Origin of the sequence: Thermanaeromonas sp. C210 (assembly GCF_013167955.1) — a bacterium.
GTDB lineage: Bacteria > Bacillota > DSM-521 > Neomoorellales > Neomoorellaceae > UBA12545.
The window spans coordinates 135,267-152,457 of the sequence record NZ_BLWF01000004.1 but is presented as its reverse complement, the minus strand read 5'-3'; the positions used below and the strand labels follow the sequence as shown (position 1 = coordinate 152,457).

Here is a 17,191-nt window from a genome sequence, read left to right as displayed (position 1 = left end):
TCTTCTTTTTTTACCACCTTGAGCAGGAACTCCCGCGTCTGCCGGCGAATAGCAAATGTTGGATATATAACCGGTACATTTGCCGACTTATCGGGGGTTCCAAATGCTGGCCATTGTTAACTCCGTAGTCCTGGTGGGCCTGGAGGGGCAAAAGGTAAGGGTAGAGGTCGATATTAGCAACGGCCTGCCCCTTTTTGAGATTGTAGGCCTCCCCGACCCTTCCGTGAGGGAGGCCCGGGAGAGAGTTAGAGCAGCCCTCAAAAACTCCGGTTTCGAGTTTCCTCTACGGCGCATTATTGTTAACTTGGCCCCCGGCGACATAAAAAAAGAGGGCCCCATCTATGACCTTCCGATAGCTCTAGGTATTCTAGCCGCCGCAGGTGAGCTGAGCGGCGAGAAGGCAACGGCTGTCTATGCCGTCGGCGAGCTTTCCTTGGAAGGAAGCCTGCGGCCCGTTCCCGGAGTCTTGCCTATGGCCCTGGCACTGCAGGAGATTGAGCCGGGGGCTACTTTTATTGTGCCGTCGGCCAATGCTAACGAAGCCGCCTTGGCCAGCCGTTTGAGGGTAATGGCGGCCGAGACTCTGGTGGAGGTTGTGGCCTACCTGCGGGGAGAGGGAGACCTTCCCGTAGTCGAGGCGGCAGATCCGGCCGGGCCAATTGGGGTTACCGCCGGGGTTGACATGGCGGAAATCAAGGGGCAGGAAGCCGCCAAGAGGGGCTTAGAGATAGCCGCAGCCGGCGGCCATAACGTGCTTCTTATCGGAAGCCCCGGGGCCGGGAAGACCATGCTGGCCCGGAGTCTACCTTCCATTCTGCCGCCCTTAACCTACGAAGAAGCCTTAACGGTGACCAAGATTTACAGCGCAGCCGGACTCCTGGCCCCGGGCCAGGGGCTCGTGACAGAGCGGCCCTTCCGCACCCCTCACCATACTGCTTCCACGGCCAGTATTATCGGCGGCGGCCGGATTCCCAAGCCCGGTGAGGTTAGTTTGGCCACCTACGGTGTTCTTTTCTTGGACGAGATGGCGGAGTTTCGCCGGGATGTCCTGGAAGCCCTGCGCCAGCCCCTGGAAGACCGGGTGGTCACCGTGGCGCGGGTGGCGGCAGCTATTACCTACCCTGCCAATTTTATCCTTGTGGGAAGTATGAATCCGTGTCCCTGCGGCTACTTCGCTGATGAGAGGAACACCTGCACTTGTACCCCCTACCAGATAGCCCAGTATCGCAAACGCTTGTCCGGCCCTCTGCTGGATCGTATTGACCTCCACATAGAAGTGCGGCGCCTCGAGTACCGGGAAATTGAAACCCAACAGTGGGCGGAACCATCCGGGGTGGTCCGCCATAGGGTGACGGAAGCCAGGGAGCGGCAGCGTCGACGCCTGGCCCCCTGGGGCCTCAGCTGCAATGCCGAAATGAGCGGGCACCAGGTGCGTGAGTGCTGTAGCCTTACCCGTGGAGCCCGCCTTCTGTTGCGTTCGGCCTTTAACAAGCTCGCCTTGTCCATGCGGGGCCATGACCGCCTCCTCAAGGTGGCCCGCACCATTGCCGATCTGGAGGGAGCGGAGATGATTGAGGAACACCACCTGGCCGAGGCCCTTCAATACCGTTCCGTATGGGGAGGCTGAACCTTTCAGCCAGCCCCCTCTTTTTTTGCGGCCTCAAAGGGGTTAAAATACCTTTAGCCCGGCAAAAATGAAGGCGGTACTTCAGGTAGAAGTCGAGGGAAGGTTGGCTGGTGACAGAAAAAGTGACGGCCCGAGTGGAACTGGGTTTGGCCCATTGGGCCATGGTAATGACCGCTGCGTCGATGGTGTCCCGCATACTGGGCTTTCTGCGTAACACGGCTATCTCCACCCTCTTTGGCCAGAACCGCCTGACGGATATGCTCAATACTTCCTTCGTTATTCCGGACACCATTTACCTGGTTTTAGTGGGAGGGGGGATAAGCTCTGCCTTTATCCCCGTGCTGTCCACTTATTTGGCTGAGAAAAGAGAGAAAGAGGTCTGGGAAGTTGTAAGTATCGCCTTCAATATAGTGCTGGTCCTGGTGGGCCTGGCCATCCTCTTCTGCATGTCCCTTACGCCGTCCCTGGTGCGCCTGGTGGCCCCCGGTTTCGACGACCAGCAAGTAGCCTACACCGCCTTTTTGACCCGCATCGGTCTGATCAGTATAATGTTCCACTCCCTGAATGGGGTCCTCATGGGAACCGAATACGCCTACCAGTCCTTTATCGGGACGGTTATCGGGCCTCTCGTATATAATGCGGCCATTATTATTTTCGGCATTGCCCTGGCCCAGCCTTTAGGTATTGCGGCCTTCGCGGTTTCCACTCTGATAGGCGCCTTTCTTAACTTCCTGGTACAGATCTGGGGTGTGGGGCGCCTTAAGCCACGTTACACATGGTCCCTTAACTTTCACCATCCGGCCATCAGGCGGATCGGGCACCTTATGTTACCGGTGGCCCTGGGTCTGTCCATCGCCCAGATCAATCTTTTTATCAACCAGACCTTCATCGCTTCTTTTCTGCCTCAGGGCTCCATTAACGCCCTGACTATTTCCAGCCGGGTGGTCATGGTTCCCATGCTTTTTGCCACTTCCATAGGCATTACTTTGCTACCGGCCCTAACCCGGCTGGCGGCACAGGAGGAACGTGAAACCTTCAGCAGCTACCTGGTCACGTCCTTGAGGACGATTGTTTTTCTGGCCCTGCCGGCCACGGTAGGGCTGGCGGTATTAGGAGAGCCGGTGATCAGGGTGCTTTTTGAGCACGGGCGTTTTACGCGCCAGGATACCCTCCTCACCGCCGGCGCCCTTACTTATTATGCTTTAGGTATTACCGCCTACGGTGCCTATGAGATTTTGGCCCGCGCCTTTTATGCCCTGCATGACACGAGGACGCCCTTGAAAACCAGTCTCCTCACCCTCGCCTTGGGCACCGGCCTTAATTTTACTTTAGGCCCCCTGTGGGGGGTCAGGGGCCTGGCCCTGGCTTATTCCCTAGCCGGCTGGTTTAATGCTTTCCTCCTTTACTACTATCTACGCCGGCGGGGTTTTGTACCCGTGGACTTCAGCGCCGTAGGACGCACCCTGGCGCGCAGCCTGGGAGCCGCTTTGGTAATGGGTGTGGTCTTAAAGCTCCTGGCCGGGCGGATCTCCCTGGGCTGGCCGGACTTCGAAGTTGTACGGGAAGGGCTTGGACTTTTAGTTATGATAGGGCTGGGGGCCGTTCTTTACTTGGGTTTGGCCTGGGTTTGGCGCATGGAGGAATTAGAACACTTATGGAGAATACTTAGGCGGCGCGTCCGCCGTACCCGGCCGGTAGGGGGGCAGAAAACTCGCGATGTTTAATCTTCTACTTTGTTCGCTGGCAGTATTCCTGGGCCGCCTGGCGGCCCTCCTTTGTCGCCTGGCAGGTCGGGATGCCACGTCCCTGCCGGGCTGTATAGCGCTCAAGGTGTTCCCGGGCCTCTTGCGCCACCTCGCCCGGGGCTTAAACCCCATTGTCATCGTTACCGGTACCAACGGCAAAACTACCACCTCCAACTTGCTGGCTCAGCTCTTGACCGCCCAGGGCTGGCAGGTGGTGTACAATGGCGAAGGAGCCAATATGCCGGCTGGGGTGGCTACGGCCATGCTCAAAGGGGCAAAAGCTAAAGGTTACGGCCGCGCAGCGGTTTTAGAGGTGGATGAAGGTAGCTTGGGTATAGTTTTGGGACAAGTGCCCGCTCACCTGGTGGTAGTTACCAATCTTCTACGGGATCAGCTGGACCGGTACCATGAATTAGAACAGTTGGCCGCATCGATAAAGGGGGCCCTGGCTCAGGTGCCCGAGGCCCGGCTGCTCCTTAATGCGGACGACTCATTAGTTGCCTCTTTGGGGCGCGGCAGAAAGGGAGTTTTTTATTACGGGTTGGAGCGCACCCCCCTTAGCCGAACCCGCCCGGCTGATGTGCAGGAGGGGCACCTCTGCCCCTCCTGCCGGGTGCCTTTGGAGTACGCCTATTACCATTACGGGCACTTGGGATCCTATCGCTGCCCCCGCTGTGACTGGGCGCGTCCGGAAACGGCCTTCCGGGCCGAGGACTTCCTCTGGGATGAAAACGGTTCTTCTTTCCATTTTGTTTTTAACGGCGGCCGTATAAGGTTGACGAGTGCCCTTCCCGGTGTCTATAATGCTTATAACGTCTTGACGGCCAGCAGTGCAGGAATGCTTTTGGGAGTAGAGCCTTCGGTAATACGGGAAGTAGTGAAGGATTTTCGCCCGGGGCGGGGACGCATAGAAGGTTTCCGGCTGGCAGGCAAGAAGGGTGTTCTGGTTCTAGTCAAGAATCCCGTGGGGATGGCTGAAGCCCTGCGGACGGTCGCGGGGAATCGGCCGGCGGCATATATCGTGGCCATCAACGACCTGGCGGCCGACGGTCGCGACGTATCCTGGCTTTGGGACGTGGACCTGGAACCCCTGCTCAAATCCCTCTACTCGCGGATTATTTGTTCCGGCCTTAGGGCGTGGGATATGGCCGTTTGTCTGAAATACAGCGGGGTAAGCCTTGAGGCCTTAAAAGTGATTCCCGACCTGGAGTCCGCCCTGCGCGAGGCCACCCGGGAACCGGTTGATAACCTTATTATACTGTGTACCTATACTAATCTCGCCCTTTGCCGCCGTTTGCTCAAGGGGATGGGAGCTCACAGTGAAGCTGCATATATGCCACCTTTATCCCGACCTGCTTAATCTCTACGGGGACCGCGGCAATATCCTCGTCCTTTACCGTCGCGCCCGGTGGCGGGGTATAGCAGTAGAAATAACCGGTCTCTCCTTAGGGGACCCTTTGGATCCCAAACTATACGACTTGTTTTTCCTGGGAGGAGGCCCCGATCAGGAGCAGGGTGTAGCGGCCAGGGATCTGCTCACCAAAGGACCCTGGCTGAGGGAAGCCGTGGAAGAAGGAGCTGCGGTGCTGGCTATATGCGGTGGGTACCAGCTCTTCGGTCGCTATTACCGCACCGCAGGAGGTAATATTCTTCCGGGACTGGGCCTATTGCCGGTATATACGGAAGCGGGAAACCGGCGCCTGAAGGGTAACATAGCTATTCGCGCTCCGCGCCTGGGCGACCCTAGGCCGGTGGTCGGATTTGAAAACCACGGGGGCCGCACTTTTCTCGAAGGTGACGGGCAGGCAGAACCCCTGGGCCACGTGGTGTTCGGTTTTGGAAATAATGGGGCAGACGGCACCGAAGGTTGCATTTCCGGGAGGGTCATCGGCACTTATCTTCACGGACCGCTTCTGGCCAAGAATCCCCATCTGGCCGATTACGTTTTGGCCCTGGCGCTGCAGAAGCGTTACGGCGAGGTCCCTTTAGCTCCTCTGAATGATGAACTGGAGTGGGAGGCCAACGAGAATCTTCTGCGGCGGTTCGGCCGGGGTAGGAGGAAGGGAGGTTAACATACCGTAGGCTGCGGCTACCGGGAGCGGTGGCTCTTCTATAAGCCGGGTGCGGTATGGCGAGCAGCATCCTTTAACAGGGGGTGGGATTGATGCTTAAAATGTTGGCGGCCCTGAGTTCACTAGTGTTACAGGTTTTTTTCCTCGTTCTCCTCTTAATGGCCATTGGTGATAAGAAAAAGGGCGGTAAGGAACAGGAGGGCAAGCCCGCCGGTGGAGGCCCTTAGGCAAGTGCGGGACCCGTTTTTTCTGCAGGGCTCGGCCCCGTAAGGCGAATATTCGGTAGGGGGAACAGGGAAAGTTGAGTTATGAAAATGTAGACCGGGGTTACTGGGTAGCCTTACATCAATGCCCCGGGCTGCGAGGACGCAGAATGTTGCAGCTTATCGAACACTTCGGCAGCGCGGAAGCAGCCTGGAGGGCGGGTGAGGAGGAACTCCGCAGCCTGACCTGGTTGGGAGAAGGGGCCGGAAGACTGCTGGACTGGCGGAGTAAAGTCCGTCCGGCAGAGCTATGGGATAATCTCACCGGTTCGGGGGTGGGAGTTCTCCTATTTTCCGACCCTGTTTATCCCCAGGAGCTAAAAAACATTTACAATCCGCCTCCGGTGTTGTATTATCGTGGAAGTTTAGATTTCCTGGAAAACCTTAAAGTGGCCGTCGTGGGCACCAGGCGGGCTACAGCCTATGGGTTAAAAGTGGCCCAGGCTTTGGCCCGGGAACTGGCGGAACAAGGGGTGTCCGTGGTGAGCGGACTCGCGGTAGGTATAGACGCCGCCGCCCATCGAGGTGCCCTCCAGGGCAAAGGCAAGACTATAGCCGTTTTAGGGTGCGGGGTGGATGTAATCTATCCCCGTCAAAATACGTCCCTCTTCCAACAGATAGCCCGGGAGGGGCTTATATTGTCGGAACTGCCGCCGGGAACGCCTCCAGAGAGGCATCACTTTCCGGCCCGCAACCGCATTATAAGCGGTCTTTGCCCGGGAACGGTGGTGGTGGAGGCAGGGGAAAGGAGCGGGGCCCTTATAACGGCCGATTTTGCCCTGGAGCAGGGGCGGGATGTATTTGCCGTACCGGGGCCCATTACCAGCCTTCAGAGCAAGGGAACTCTGAACTTGATTAAACAGGGAGCGAAACTGGTCACGGGTGTAGAGGACATCCTGGAGGAATATTTTTCCGATTACGGCCCTCCGGCTCTCCCGGAACGGAGGGAAAGGACAGGCGGCTTTAAGCTGTCCCCCACAGAGGAGAAGGTTCTGGCCGCCCTGGGTGACGTGCCGGCAGCGGTGGAAGAGCTGGTGGCCGCTGTGGGGTTGCCTGCCCGAGAAATAAACGTCGCCCTCACCTTCTTAGAATTGCAGGGCCTCGTCACGAGGATGCCAGGGGGACTATATTCGCGTTGTTAGCCCGGTGTCAGCAGAGGTGAAAAAAGTGGCTAAAACGCTGGTCATAGTAGAATCACCGGCCAAGGCCAAGACTATAAGCAAATTTTTGGGCCGCGGCTATTTAGTCAAGTCGTCCATGGGCCACATAAGGGACCTGCCCAAAAGCCAATTCGGTATCGACATCGAAAACGGCTTTGAACCCCATTATATTACCATCCGTGGCAAAGGGGAGATCGTCAAGGAGTTGAGGCAGGCGGCCCAGAAGACCGACAAGGTGCTTTTGGCGCCGGATCCGGACCGAGAAGGGGAAGCCATTGCCTGGCACCTGCAGCACCTTCTAGGCCTGCCGGACGGCCAGTGCAGGATAGAATTCAACGAAATTACGCGCCAGGCCATCTTGGAGGCCATTAAGAAACCACGGGCTATTGACCAGGATCGCGTAGCGGCCCAGCAGGCCCGCCGGGTTTTGGACCGCTTGGTGGGCTACAAACTTAGCCCCCTTCTCTGGCGAAAAATTAAGAAGGGGTTGAGCGCCGGAAGGGTGCAGTCGGTGGCCGTTCGGTTAATCGTGGACCGGGAGAGGGAGATCCAAAGTTTTCAACCCGAGGAATATTGGAGCCTAACGGCGTGGCTGAAAGGGGAAGAAGGGCCCGCCTTTGCGGCAAAGCTCCACAAATACCGGGACGAGGCCGTTAGCATCCCTAACAAAGAGGCCATGGACCGGGTGCTGGCCGCCCTGGCCGGTGTACCCTTTAAAGTGGTGGAGGTCAAGAAAAAGGAACGGCGCAAGAATCCACCGGCGCCTTTCACCACCAGCACTCTGCAGCAGGAAGCCTCGCGGCGGCTGAATTTTACTACCCGGCGCACCATGCAGGTGGCCCAACAGCTTTACGAAGGCGTCGATCTAGGCCCGGAATGGGGTAGGGTGGGCCTCATCACTTACATTCGCACGGATTCCACCCGTGTAGCCCAGGTGGCCCAGGAGGAAGCCCGCCACTACCTGCAGGAGCATTTCGGGCCCGATTATGTTCCGCGGGAAAGGCGGCAATACAGCGCCCGCAAGGACAACGTCCAGGACGCCCATGAGGCCATTAGGCCGACCTCCGTGGGGCTGGACCCCGAATCCATTAAAGGGTATCTTACGCGGGACCAGTACCGCCTGTATGCCCTGGTATGGGAACGCTTTTTGGCTAGCCAGATGGAAGCGGCGGTGCTGGATACCGTTACCCTGGACATTGCCGCCGGGGAATACCTCTTTCGCGCCAGCGGCTCGGTGGTTAAGTTCCCTGGTTTCCTAAAGCTATACAGGGAGGACAGGGACGGGGAAGAAGGGGAGAAAGAGGAGCGCTTACCGGAGCTGGTACCGGGCCAGATCCTGACCCTGGTTTCCCTCGATCCCAAGCAGCATTTTACCCAGCCGCCTCCCCGCTATACCGAGGCAACCCTGGTGAAAACCATGGAAGAGCTGGGCATCGGCCGGCCCAGCACCTATGCCCCCACCATTGAGACTATTTTGAGCAGGGGCTACGTGGTGCGGGAGCAGAAACAGTTGGTCCCCACCGAACTGGGGCGCGTAGTGGTAGACCTTTTAAAGGAGCATTTCCCCGATATCATCGACGTGGAATTTACAGCTCACATGGAGGCCAAGTTAGACCAGATCGAAGAAGGCAGGCTATCCTGGCGGCAGGTGGTGGAGGAATTCTATCTTCCCTTCAGCCGGGTCTTGGAACAGGCCGAGGCCAAGATCGGGGTTATTGAACTGCCGGAAGAGGTCAGCGAGGAAAAGTGCGAGATATGCGGCCGCAATTTGGTGGTAAAACAGGGCCGGTTCGGCAAGTTCCTGGCGTGCCCGGGTTTTCCCGAGTGCCGTTTTACCAAGCCCCTGCTTACGGCTATAGGTGTATCCTGTCCCCGGTGCGGCGGGGAGGTTGTAGAAAGGCGCAGCAAAAAGGGGCGCCGCTTTTACAGCTGCAGGAATTACCCCCAGTGCGATTATATTTCCTGGGACAAACCAAGTGAGAGCTCCTGCCCCCGGTGCGGCAGCCGCCTGGTGGAAAAGGCCAACCGACGCGAGGTCCGCCTGGTCTGCCCCCAACAGGGCTGTGGCTACGAAGAAAAGATGCCAAGGCAGGGGGAAGGACAACCGTGAAATCGGATACCCTTATGATCATAGGCGGGGGCTTGGCCGGCAGTGAGGCGGCCTGGCAGGCCGCCTCGCGGGGAATAAAGGTGGAGCTCTGGGAGATGCGCCCTGCCAAGACCACTCCCGCCCACCAGACCGGCTATTTGGCCGAGCTGGTTTGCTCCAATTCCCTCCGCTCCGACGAGCTGGAGAATGCGGCTGGCCTGCTGAAAGAGGAAATGCGTCAGGCAGGTTCCCTCTTGATGGAAGTGGCTGCCAGGCATCGGGTTCCGGCTGGTAAGGCCCTGGCCGTGGACCGGGAAGGGTTCAGCCGGGAGGTCACGGCCCGCATAGAAGGTCACCCTTCCATTGAAGTAATCCGGGAAGAAGTAAAGGAGATACCCGCCGGACGGGTGGTCATCATGGCCACCGGCCCCTTGACCTCGCCAGCCCTTACGGAGGCCCTTAAGGATCTGACCGGAGAGGAATATCTCTATTTTTATGACGCGGCGGCTCCCATTGTTACCGCCGATTCCCTGGATTGGAGCAAGGTCTTCCGGGGCTCCCGTTACGGCGGGGGAGAGGGGGATTATTTAAACTGCCCCCTGTCGGAGGAAGAATACTATACTTTTTACCAGGCCCTCCTTCGTGCAGAGCGCCATACCCCCCACCCCTTTGAACAAGAAATCTATTTCGAAGGGTGCATGCCGGTGGAAGAGATGGCCAGGCGAGGGCCTGAAACCCTGCGCTACGGGCCCATGCGGCCCACGGGCCTGGTGGACCCCGTTTCGGGGAAGCGGCCCTTTGCCGTGGTCCAGCTGCGCCAGGACAATCGTGAGGGCACGCTGTATAACTTGGTGGGCTTTCAGACCAGCCTTAAGTGGGGAGAACAGGAGCGGGTTTTTCGCCTGATTCCCGCCCTGGCCCGGGCCGAATTCGTGCGTTACGGCGTAATGCACCGGAACACCTACATTAATGCTCCCCGCTTGCTGACGCCCACGTTGCAGCTTAAGGGGCGCCCGGAAATCTTTCTGGCAGGCCAGCTCATAGGGGTGGAAGGATACATTGAATCAGCCGCCATGGGGCTGGTGGCCGGGATCAATGCCGTGAGGTTAATAAAGGGTCTGGAGCCCCTGGATTTGCCCCTGGATACGGCCCACGGTGCCCTGATACATTATATTACCACGGCCGACCCGGCCCGCTTCCAGCCAATGAACATTAATTTCGGCCTACTGCCCCCGCTGGATCGCCGGGTCCGGTCGCGACGGCAGCGAAATCTCCTTCTTTCCCGGCGGGCCATCAGTAGCTGGCAGAAGATTCTCGGCGAATTTTCGCTCAATTGACTTGCACTTTTGGCGCTTTTTGATATAAGATATACATTAAGTAAGGAGGCCCTCCTTAAATGAGGGTTAATACCTTTGCCGAAGCCCTGGAGGAGTTTGCCTCTTACCTGACGGGGGAGAAAAACGCGGCGCCGGGCACCTTGAAGGCCTATTTGACTGATTTAAGACAATTTGCTTCTTTTATCGAAAAAAACCTGGGCCCCACAGCCCATCCCAATGAGGTCGACCACCTTCTGGTCCGCCGCTTTTTAGGCTGGCTCAACGGGCAAAGACAACAGAGGAGCAGCATGGCGCGGAAACTGGTGTCCCTGAGGGTGTTTTATCGCTATCTTCTGAGGGAAGGCATAGTCGACCGCAACCCCGTAGACACCATCAAAGCCCCCCGGCAGCCTAAACGTCTACCGCAGTACATTAGTTATCCCGACCTCCTGAGGCTTCTAGAAATCCCAGTTCACACTCCCCTGGGCTTGCGGGACCGGGCTATCCTGGAAACCCTTTATGCGTCCGGGGTACGGGTAGGGGAGCTTGTCAACCTCGACCTGGATGATTTAGACTTAAAGGGTGGCCATTTAAGGGTAATGGGCAAGGGCCGGCGGGAGCGGTTGGCGCCCCTGGGAGCGGCAGCCCGGGCGGCCCTGGAGGAGTATCTCCGTTCTGCGCGTCCGCTCTTGGAGCGTAAAGGACGGCGGCCGGAGAGGGCCCTTTTCCTCAACTACCGGGGTGGCCGGCTGAGCAGCCGGGGCATCCGGGAACGGCTGGAGCATTATGTTAGAAAGGCCTCCCTGTCTGCCGGTATATGCCCGCATACCCTGCGCCACTGTTTTGCTACCCATATGCTGGAGCGCGGCGCCGATCTGCGGGCGGTGCAGGAACTGCTGGGCCACGCTAGGCTGAGCAGCACCCAGGTTTACACCCATGTTAATCCCCATCGCCTGCGGGAAGTTTACGATCTGGCCCATCCCCGGGCCGGCAAAGCCTTAACCGAGGAGGAAACCTAAGTGGAAGGGACCACGGTGGTCGCCGTTAGACGGGATGGCAGAGTGGCCATGGGCAGCGACGGGCAGGTAACCCTGGGAAACACCGTGATTAAGCACGGGGCGCGGAAGGTACGGCGCCTTTACCGGGGACAGGTTCTGGCTGGCTTCGCCGGCAGCGTGGCCGATGCCCTCGCCCTCTTTGAAAAATTCGAAGGCAAACTAGAGGAATACCACGGCAACCTATGGCGGGCGGCCGTGGAACTGGGTAAAGATTGGCGTACCGACCGCATGCTCAGGCGCCTGGAGGCCCTGCTGGTGGTAGCCGACCGGGAGGGCCTCCTCCTCATTTCCGGCAGCGGCGAGATCCTGGAGCCCGATGATGGGCTGGTGGCCATCGGCTCCGGGGGACCCTATGCCCTGGCAGCGGCCCGGGCCCTCCTTACCCATACGGGGCTCGATGCCGCTACCATTGCCCGGGAAGCCTTGAAAATTGCTGCTTCAATTTGCATTTATACTAACGATAATATAGTAGTGGAAGAATTATAGAATATCATAAGAGCGGGTGAAGCCGCAAACAGACTGAGGCGGCGCCAAGGGGTAAGGAGGTGGCGGGGTGTCTGTCCTTACACCTCGTGAAATAGTGCGCGAACTGGATAAATACATCATAGGCCAGGAAGAGGCCAAGAAATGCGTGGCCGTTGCTTTGCGTAACCGCTACAGGCGGCAAAAACTCCCGCCCGAGATACGGGATGAAGTTCTGCCCAAGAATATCCTGATGATCGGCCCGACGGGTGTCGGAAAGACGGAAATTGCTCGGCGCCTGGCCCGTCTAGTTGGGGCCCCTTTCGTCAAGGTGGAGGCCACGCGGTTTACCGAGGTAGGGTATGTGGGCCGGGACGTAGAGTCCATGGTCCGGGAGCTCGTGGAGAAGGCCGTAAGAATGGTGAAGGAAGAGAAACGGGCCGAAGTGGAAAAAGAAGCCGCTAAGCTGGCGGAAAGAAGGCTCCTGGACCTTTTAGCTCCGCGCCCGCGCCGGGGCCGGGAGGGACGCAACCCGTGGGAGCTGATTTTCGGAGGCGTGGCCGAGGGCGAGACACCGGCCGGAGAGGCTCCTGGGGTTACGGAAGACGAGAGGGCCATTCTGCGGGAGAAACTGCGGAGAAAAGAACTGGAGGATATGGTTATAGAGATAGAGGTGGAAGAGAGCGCGGCCCCGGGCCTCATGTTTGGTGCCCTGGGTCTGGAAGAGCTGGGCGTCAATCTCCAGGATGCCTTAAGTAACTTTTTACCCCGGCGTAAACGCAAGCGGCGGGTAACTGTCGCCGAGGCACGCCGGATTCTCACCCAGGAAGAAGCGGATAAGCTCATAGATATGGACGAAGTAGCGGCAGAAGCTGTACAGAGGGTAGAACAAAATGGTATTATATTTATCGACGAAATCGATAAGATTGCCGGGCGTAACGGCGGCGTGGGACCCGATGTGTCCCGGGAAGGCGTACAGAGGGACATCCTACCCATTGTGGAAGGTGCTACCGTACAGACCAAGTATGGCCCGGTGAGGACCGATCATATTTTGTTCATTGCCGCCGGCGCCTTTCATATAGCCAAGCCTTCCGATCTGATTCCCGAGCTACAGGGCCGTTTCCCCATCAGGGTGGAACTCAAGAGCCTGAGCCGGGAGGACTTCCGGCGCATCTTAACGGAGCCGGAGAACTCTCTACTGCGGCAGTATGCTGCTCTCCTGGCTACAGAAGGTTTAGAATTAGAATTTACTGGTGATGCTATTGCGGAAATTGCCGATATTGCTTATACTGTAAATACTCAAGGAGAAGACATCGGCGCACGCCGTCTCCATACCATCCTGGAAAAGGTGTTGCAGGATCTCTTATTTGAAGCTCCCGACCGGCAGCCCAACCGGGTAGTTATCGACCGTAACTACGTCCGGGAGAAACTAGGAGATATTCTGCAGAATGCCGATGTAAGGGCCTACATCTTGTAGAATCAACTGAAAGGAGGAATTGGCATTTATGCAAACCTTGCTGGAAAAAACGCGCAGTATCAACCGTCTTCTGCAAAAGACCGCGGGCAACCCAGTGGATTTCCAAGAAATGGCCAGCGTACTCCGGGACGTCCTCGGAGCTAACACCTATATCGTCGGCCGCCACGGGCGGGTCCTGGGTTATGCTTTTGTGGAGGGTTTCACCTGCGACATTATGGAGGAGATAGTGTTCCAATCGGAGCGCTTCCCGGAGAAATACAACGAACAACTCCTCCGTATTGATGAAACCCAGGCCAACTTCTGCCAGGTGGGTAATGCCTGCGTGTTCGACGCCGAGAAGAGGTGTGTTTTCAACAACAAGTTGACGACCGTGGTACCCATCGTCAGCGGCGGCCAGCGCCTTGGTTCCCTGGTGTTGTCCAAGTTTAACATCAGGTTTACCGATGAAGACTTGATTTTGGCCGAATATGGGGCCACCGTAGTGGGTATGGAGATCCTGCGTTCTAAAGCCGAAAAGATTGAAGAGGAGGCGCGCAAGCGTGCTGCCGTGCAGGTGGCGCTGGCTACCCTGTCTTATTCCGAGCTGGAAGCAGTCGAGCACATTTTTGCCGAACTGGACGGCGATGAAGGAATCCTGGTAGCCAGCAAAATAGCCGATCGGGCCGGGATTACCCGTTCGGTTATTGTGAATGCCCTGCGGAAGTTCGAAAGCGCCGGTGTCATCGAGTCCAAGTCCCTGGGCATGAAGGGGACCTATATCCGCATTCTGAACGACAACCTGCTGGAGGAGTTGCAAAAACTGCGCCGCTAGGCAAGGCCCATCGGTGTCTCCAAGGGAGCAGTAAAGCCGGGGAGAGATATTCCCCGGTTTTACTTATTATGGGGGGTTAAACTTGCGGTAGACTCTGGATTATGCTATACTACCGCTGGTGTACTACTACACACGCTGGCGGAGGCCCAAAAGGGTGCCGGATAAGGTCTTTTGGGCCGGTGATGACGGCGGAGGTACAAAAACCACGGGGAGGTTAGCATTAATGGCGATTATTTCCATGAAGCAGTTGTTGGAAGCCGGAGTCCACTTTGGCCATCAGACGAGGCGCTGGAATCCGAAGATGGCCCCTTACATCTTCACCGAGCGCAACGGTATTTATATCATTGACCTGCAGCGTACGGTGAAAAAAATTGAGGAAGCCTACAACTTCGTCCGGGAAACAGCCAGCAACGGGGGCAAGATTCTCTTTGTAGGCACCAAGAAGCAAGCCCAGGAATCCATCAAGGAAGAGGCCCAGCGGTGCGGGATGTTCTACGTAAACGTGCGCTGGCTGGGAGGAACCCTGACCAATTTCGCCACCATCCGGAGGCGCATTGAGCGCCTTAAGGAACTGGAGCGCATGGAGGAGGACGGGACCCTGGAAGTGCTGCCCAAGAAGGAGGCCATGACCCTGCGCAAGGAGAGGGAGAGGCTCGAGCGTTTTCTGGGCGGCATTAAGGAAATGAGGCAGTTGCCGGATGCCCTTTATGTGGTTGACCCGCGCAAAGAGCGCATTGCCGTGGCCGAGGCCCGTCGTTTAGGCATACCCGTAGTGGCCATTGTGGATACCAACTGCAATCCCGATGAAATCGATTATGTAATCCCGGGTAACGATGACGCCATCCGCGCCATCCGGCTGTTGACCAGCAAGATAGCCGATGCCGTGTTGGAAGGCCTGCAGGGACAGGACCAGCCGGAAGCCGTTGGTGAGTAAAGGAGGAGAGCTATGATCTCTGCTGCGGACGTTAAGGAGCTGCGTAGCCGTACCGGGGCCGGTATGATGGACTGCAAGAGGGCCCTGGAAGAAACCGGGGGAGACATGGATAAGGCCATCGAATACCTGCGTATGAAGGGCTTGGCGGCAGCCGCCAAAAAGGCTGGACGCGCTACTAGCGAAGGCATTGTGGATGCCTACATCCACGGCGGAGGCCGCATTGGGGTCCTAATCGAGGTCAACTGTGAAACCGATTTTGTGGCCCGGACCGACGAATTTAAACAACTGGTCCACGATCTGGCCATGCAGGTAGCCGCTGCCCGGCCTCAGTACGTGCGACGGGAGGATGTTCCCCAGGAAGTCATCGAAAAAGAGAAAAGTATTCTCCGAGCCCAAGCCCTCAATGAAGGCAGGCCGGAAAAGGTTCTCGATAAAATCGTAGAAGGCAGGCTGGAAAAGTTTTATCAAGAAGCTTGTCTTATGGAACAGCCCTTCATCAAGGATATGGAGCGCACCGTAAAGGATTTGATTGCTGAAAAAATAGCCAAGCTGGGAGAGAACATAGAGGTACGCCGCTTTGTACGGTTCGAATTGGGGGAAGGAGGGATAGAGGGGTAAGGAAGAAAGAGCACGAAAGTGCTCTTTTTTTCCGCCGGTGAAAGGAATTTTAGTGCCTGTGTAGAAACATTATGGGGAGTCATGGAGGTATTGACTTCATGGGCAAACCCAAGTATAAGAGGGTGGTATTGAAGTTAAGCGGAGAGGCCCTGGCGGGGAACCAGGGTTTTGGTATTGACCAGGACACCATCAGCTCCATTGCGGAGCAGATCAAGGAAGTTCGGGATTTAGGCGTAGATGTGGCCGTAGTGGTGGGCGGCGGCAATATTTGGCGCGGTGTGAAGGGCAGCGCCAAAGGTATGGACCGAGCCACGGCCGATTATATGGGTATGCTGGCCACAGTCATCAATGCCCTGGCCCTCCAGGACGCCCTGGAACGTATCGGGGTGGACACGAGGGTGCAGACGGCCATTGAGATGCGGCAGATTGCCGAGCCCTACATCCGGCGCCGGGCCATCCGGCACCTCGAGAAGGGGCGGGTGGTCATCTTTGCCGCCGGAACGGGCAACCCGTATTTTTCCACGGATACCACGGCGGCCTTGCGGGCAGCGGAAATCGAGGCTGAGGTTATACTCATGGCCAAGAAGGTAGATGGGGTTTACGATTCCGATCCGGAGGAGAATCCGGATGCCAAGAGATACACGGGGTTGGACTATCTGGATGTTTTGAACGGCAAGTTGGGTGTGATGGATTCTACCGCTACCTCTCTCTGTATGGATAATAATATTCCCCTTATCGTGTTCGGCATTAAACAAAAGGGTAATATCTTTAAGGCCGTTATGGGCGAAGAAATAGGGACCTACGTTGGGAGGTAGGTGGCATTGGAAGATATCCTCAGGGAAGCGGAAAGTAAGATGCAGAAAACCGTGGAAGGACTGCGGCGGGAGCTGGCTACCATTCGTGCGGGAAGGGCCAACCCTGCCTTGCTGGAGAAGGTACAGGTGAACTACTACGGTACGCCTACGCCCATCAACCAGCTGGCCACTATCTCGGCCCCGGAGGCCAGGTTGCTGGTGGTGCAGCCCTGGGATCGTTCGGTCCTGGGAGAGATGGAGAAGGCCATCCTGAAGTCCGATCTGGGCTTGACCCCCACCAACGACGGCTCCGTGCTGCGGATTGTGCTGCCCCAATTAACCGAGGAGAGGCGGGCCGAACTCGTTAAGGTAGCCCGCAAGAAGGCCGAAGAGTTCCGGGTAATGGTGCGGAACATCCGGCGGGAGGCCAACGATAAGCTTAGGACCAAAGAAAAGAGCGGTGAAGCCTCGGAAGACGAGGTCCGCCGGGCCCAGGATAAAGTGCAAAAGTTGACCGACAAGTATATTCAGGCTATAGATAAAGCCCTGGCCGTGAAAGAAGAAGAAATTATGGAGGTTTAAGGGGCAATTGTGGGAGGAGTACCTGGGACTGCCCCCCGAGGAAGCGGAAGCGGATCTTGCCGAAGCCGGTTACCGGGTGGTGGATATCAGGTTTACCGGTCGAAAACAAGGTTCCACCTCAGAAGGTGAAAACCGGATTGTGAGGGTGCGGGTGGTGGGAGCCGGCCAGGTGGAACTGGTACT

The 17,191-nt window shown here is 57.4% G+C and carries 16 protein-coding genes; all 16 read left to right on the top strand.

Translation table 11 applies throughout. The features are described from left to right. The first annotated feature begins 103 nt into the window (after positions 1–103). The 16 genes from TAMC210_RS11030 (at position 104) to frr (ending at position 17,008) form a co-directional block, all read left to right on the top strand. Entirely contained in the window at positions 104–1,627 is a 1,524-nt protein-coding gene (locus TAMC210_RS11030; protein WP_173298863.1) for a YifB family Mg chelatase-like AAA ATPase, read from the top strand. Between the two features lie 110 nt (positions 1,628–1,737). Then, positions 1,738–3,351, top strand: a complete 1,614-nt coding sequence (gene murJ / locus TAMC210_RS11025) for a murein biosynthesis integral membrane protein MurJ (RefSeq protein WP_173298862.1) — start codon at positions 1,738–1,740, stop codon at positions 3,349–3,351. Next, positions 3,344–4,732: a Mur ligase family protein gene (locus TAMC210_RS11020; RefSeq protein WP_173298861.1), complete on the top strand. Its 1,389-nt coding sequence runs from the start codon at positions 3,344–3,346 to the stop codon at positions 4,730–4,732. Before murJ ends, TAMC210_RS11020 begins: the two co-directional genes overlap by 8 nt. Continuing rightward, positions 4,692–5,444, top strand: a complete 753-nt coding sequence (locus tag TAMC210_RS11015; protein WP_173298860.1) for a type 1 glutamine amidotransferase — start codon at positions 4,692–4,694, stop codon at positions 5,442–5,444. Before TAMC210_RS11020 ends, TAMC210_RS11015 begins: the two co-directional genes overlap by 41 nt. A gap of 92 nt (positions 5,445–5,536) precedes the next feature. Further along, on the top strand, positions 5,537–5,671 hold the full coding sequence (locus TAMC210_RS13695) for a hypothetical protein (RefSeq protein ID WP_256366495.1): 135 nt from the start codon (positions 5,537–5,539) through the stop codon (positions 5,669–5,671). A 146-nt stretch (positions 5,672–5,817) separates the two neighbouring features. Beyond that, entirely contained in the window at positions 5,818–6,849 is a 1,032-nt protein-coding gene (dprA, locus tag TAMC210_RS11010; RefSeq protein WP_173298859.1) for a DNA-processing protein DprA, read from the top strand. A gap of 25 nt (positions 6,850–6,874) precedes the next feature. Beyond that, entirely contained in the window at positions 6,875–8,977 is a 2,103-nt protein-coding gene (gene topA, locus TAMC210_RS11005; RefSeq protein ID WP_173298858.1) for a type I DNA topoisomerase, read from the top strand. 14 nt (positions 8,978–8,991) lie between these two features. Continuing rightward, positions 8,992–10,293, top strand: a complete 1,302-nt coding sequence (gene trmFO / locus TAMC210_RS11000; protein WP_217267392.1) for an FADH(2)-oxidizing methylenetetrahydrofolate--tRNA-(uracil(54)-C(5))-methyltransferase TrmFO — start codon at positions 8,992–8,994, stop codon at positions 10,291–10,293. Positions 10,294–10,352: 59 nt separating this feature from the next. Further along, positions 10,353–11,291: a tyrosine recombinase gene (locus TAMC210_RS10995; RefSeq protein WP_173298856.1), complete on the top strand. Its 939-nt coding sequence runs from the start codon at positions 10,353–10,355 to the stop codon at positions 11,289–11,291. Beyond that, positions 11,292–11,816, top strand: a complete 525-nt coding sequence (hslV, locus tag TAMC210_RS10990) for an ATP-dependent protease subunit HslV (protein ID WP_173298855.1) — start codon at positions 11,292–11,294, stop codon at positions 11,814–11,816. 67 nt (positions 11,817–11,883) lie between these two features. Further along, the gene (gene hslU / locus TAMC210_RS10985; protein ID WP_173298854.1) at positions 11,884–13,269 is read left to right on the top strand and encodes an ATP-dependent protease ATPase subunit HslU; all 1,386 of its coding nucleotides are present in this window, start codon (positions 11,884–11,886) and stop codon (positions 13,267–13,269) included. A gap of 28 nt (positions 13,270–13,297) precedes the next feature. Next, positions 13,298–14,080, top strand: a complete 783-nt coding sequence (gene codY, locus TAMC210_RS10980) for a GTP-sensing pleiotropic transcriptional regulator CodY (RefSeq protein WP_173298853.1) — start codon at positions 13,298–13,300, stop codon at positions 14,078–14,080. A 223-nt stretch (positions 14,081–14,303) separates the two neighbouring features. Next, positions 14,304–15,014 carry a 30S ribosomal protein S2 gene (gene rpsB, locus TAMC210_RS10975; protein WP_173298852.1) on the top strand — a complete coding sequence of 237 codons (711 nt, stop codon included), beginning with the start codon at positions 14,304–14,306 and terminating at the stop codon, positions 15,012–15,014. A 12-nt stretch (positions 15,015–15,026) separates the two neighbouring features. Continuing rightward, positions 15,027–15,632, top strand: a complete 606-nt coding sequence (gene tsf / locus TAMC210_RS10970) for a translation elongation factor Ts (protein WP_173298851.1) — start codon at positions 15,027–15,029, stop codon at positions 15,630–15,632. A gap of 98 nt (positions 15,633–15,730) precedes the next feature. Continuing rightward, on the top strand, positions 15,731–16,447 hold the full coding sequence (gene pyrH / locus TAMC210_RS10965) for a UMP kinase (RefSeq protein WP_173298850.1): 717 nt from the start codon (positions 15,731–15,733) through the stop codon (positions 16,445–16,447). Between the two features lie 39 nt (positions 16,448–16,486). Then, entirely contained in the window at positions 16,487–17,008 is a 522-nt protein-coding gene (gene frr / locus TAMC210_RS10960; protein WP_277997722.1) for a ribosome recycling factor, read from the top strand. Positions 17,009–17,191: the final 183 nt, after the last annotated feature.

Excerpts from the sequence above, each read along its gene's own strand:
- TAMC210_RS11030 (WP_173298863.1), top strand. The coding sequence starts at position 104 with ATGCTGGCCATTGTTAACTCCGTAGTCCTGGTGGGCCTGGAGGGGCAA.
- TAMC210_RS11020 (WP_173298861.1), top strand. The coding sequence starts at position 3,344 with ATGTTTAATCTTCTACTTTGTTCGCTGGCAGTATTCCTGGGCCGCCTG.
- TAMC210_RS13695 (WP_256366495.1), top strand. The coding sequence starts at position 5,537 with ATGCTTAAAATGTTGGCGGCCCTGAGTTCACTAGTGTTACAGGTTTTT.
- dprA (WP_173298859.1), top strand. The coding sequence starts at position 5,818 with ATGTTGCAGCTTATCGAACACTTCGGCAGCGCGGAAGCAGCCTGGAGG.
- trmFO (WP_217267392.1), top strand. The coding sequence starts at position 8,992 with ATGATCATAGGCGGGGGCTTGGCCGGCAGTGAGGCGGCCTGGCAGGCC.
- TAMC210_RS10995 (WP_173298856.1), top strand. The coding sequence starts at position 10,353 with ATGAGGGTTAATACCTTTGCCGAAGCCCTGGAGGAGTTTGCCTCTTAC.
- codY (WP_173298853.1), top strand. The coding sequence starts at position 13,298 with ATGCAAACCTTGCTGGAAAAAACGCGCAGTATCAACCGTCTTCTGCAA.
- rpsB (WP_173298852.1), top strand. The coding sequence starts at position 14,304 with ATGGCGATTATTTCCATGAAGCAGTTGTTGGAAGCCGGAGTCCACTTT.
- tsf (WP_173298851.1), top strand. The coding sequence starts at position 15,027 with ATGATCTCTGCTGCGGACGTTAAGGAGCTGCGTAGCCGTACCGGGGCC.
- pyrH (WP_173298850.1), top strand. The coding sequence starts at position 15,731 with ATGGGCAAACCCAAGTATAAGAGGGTGGTATTGAAGTTAAGCGGAGAG.
- frr (WP_277997722.1), top strand. The coding sequence starts at position 16,487 with ATGCAGAAAACCGTGGAAGGACTGCGGCGGGAGCTGGCTACCATTCGT.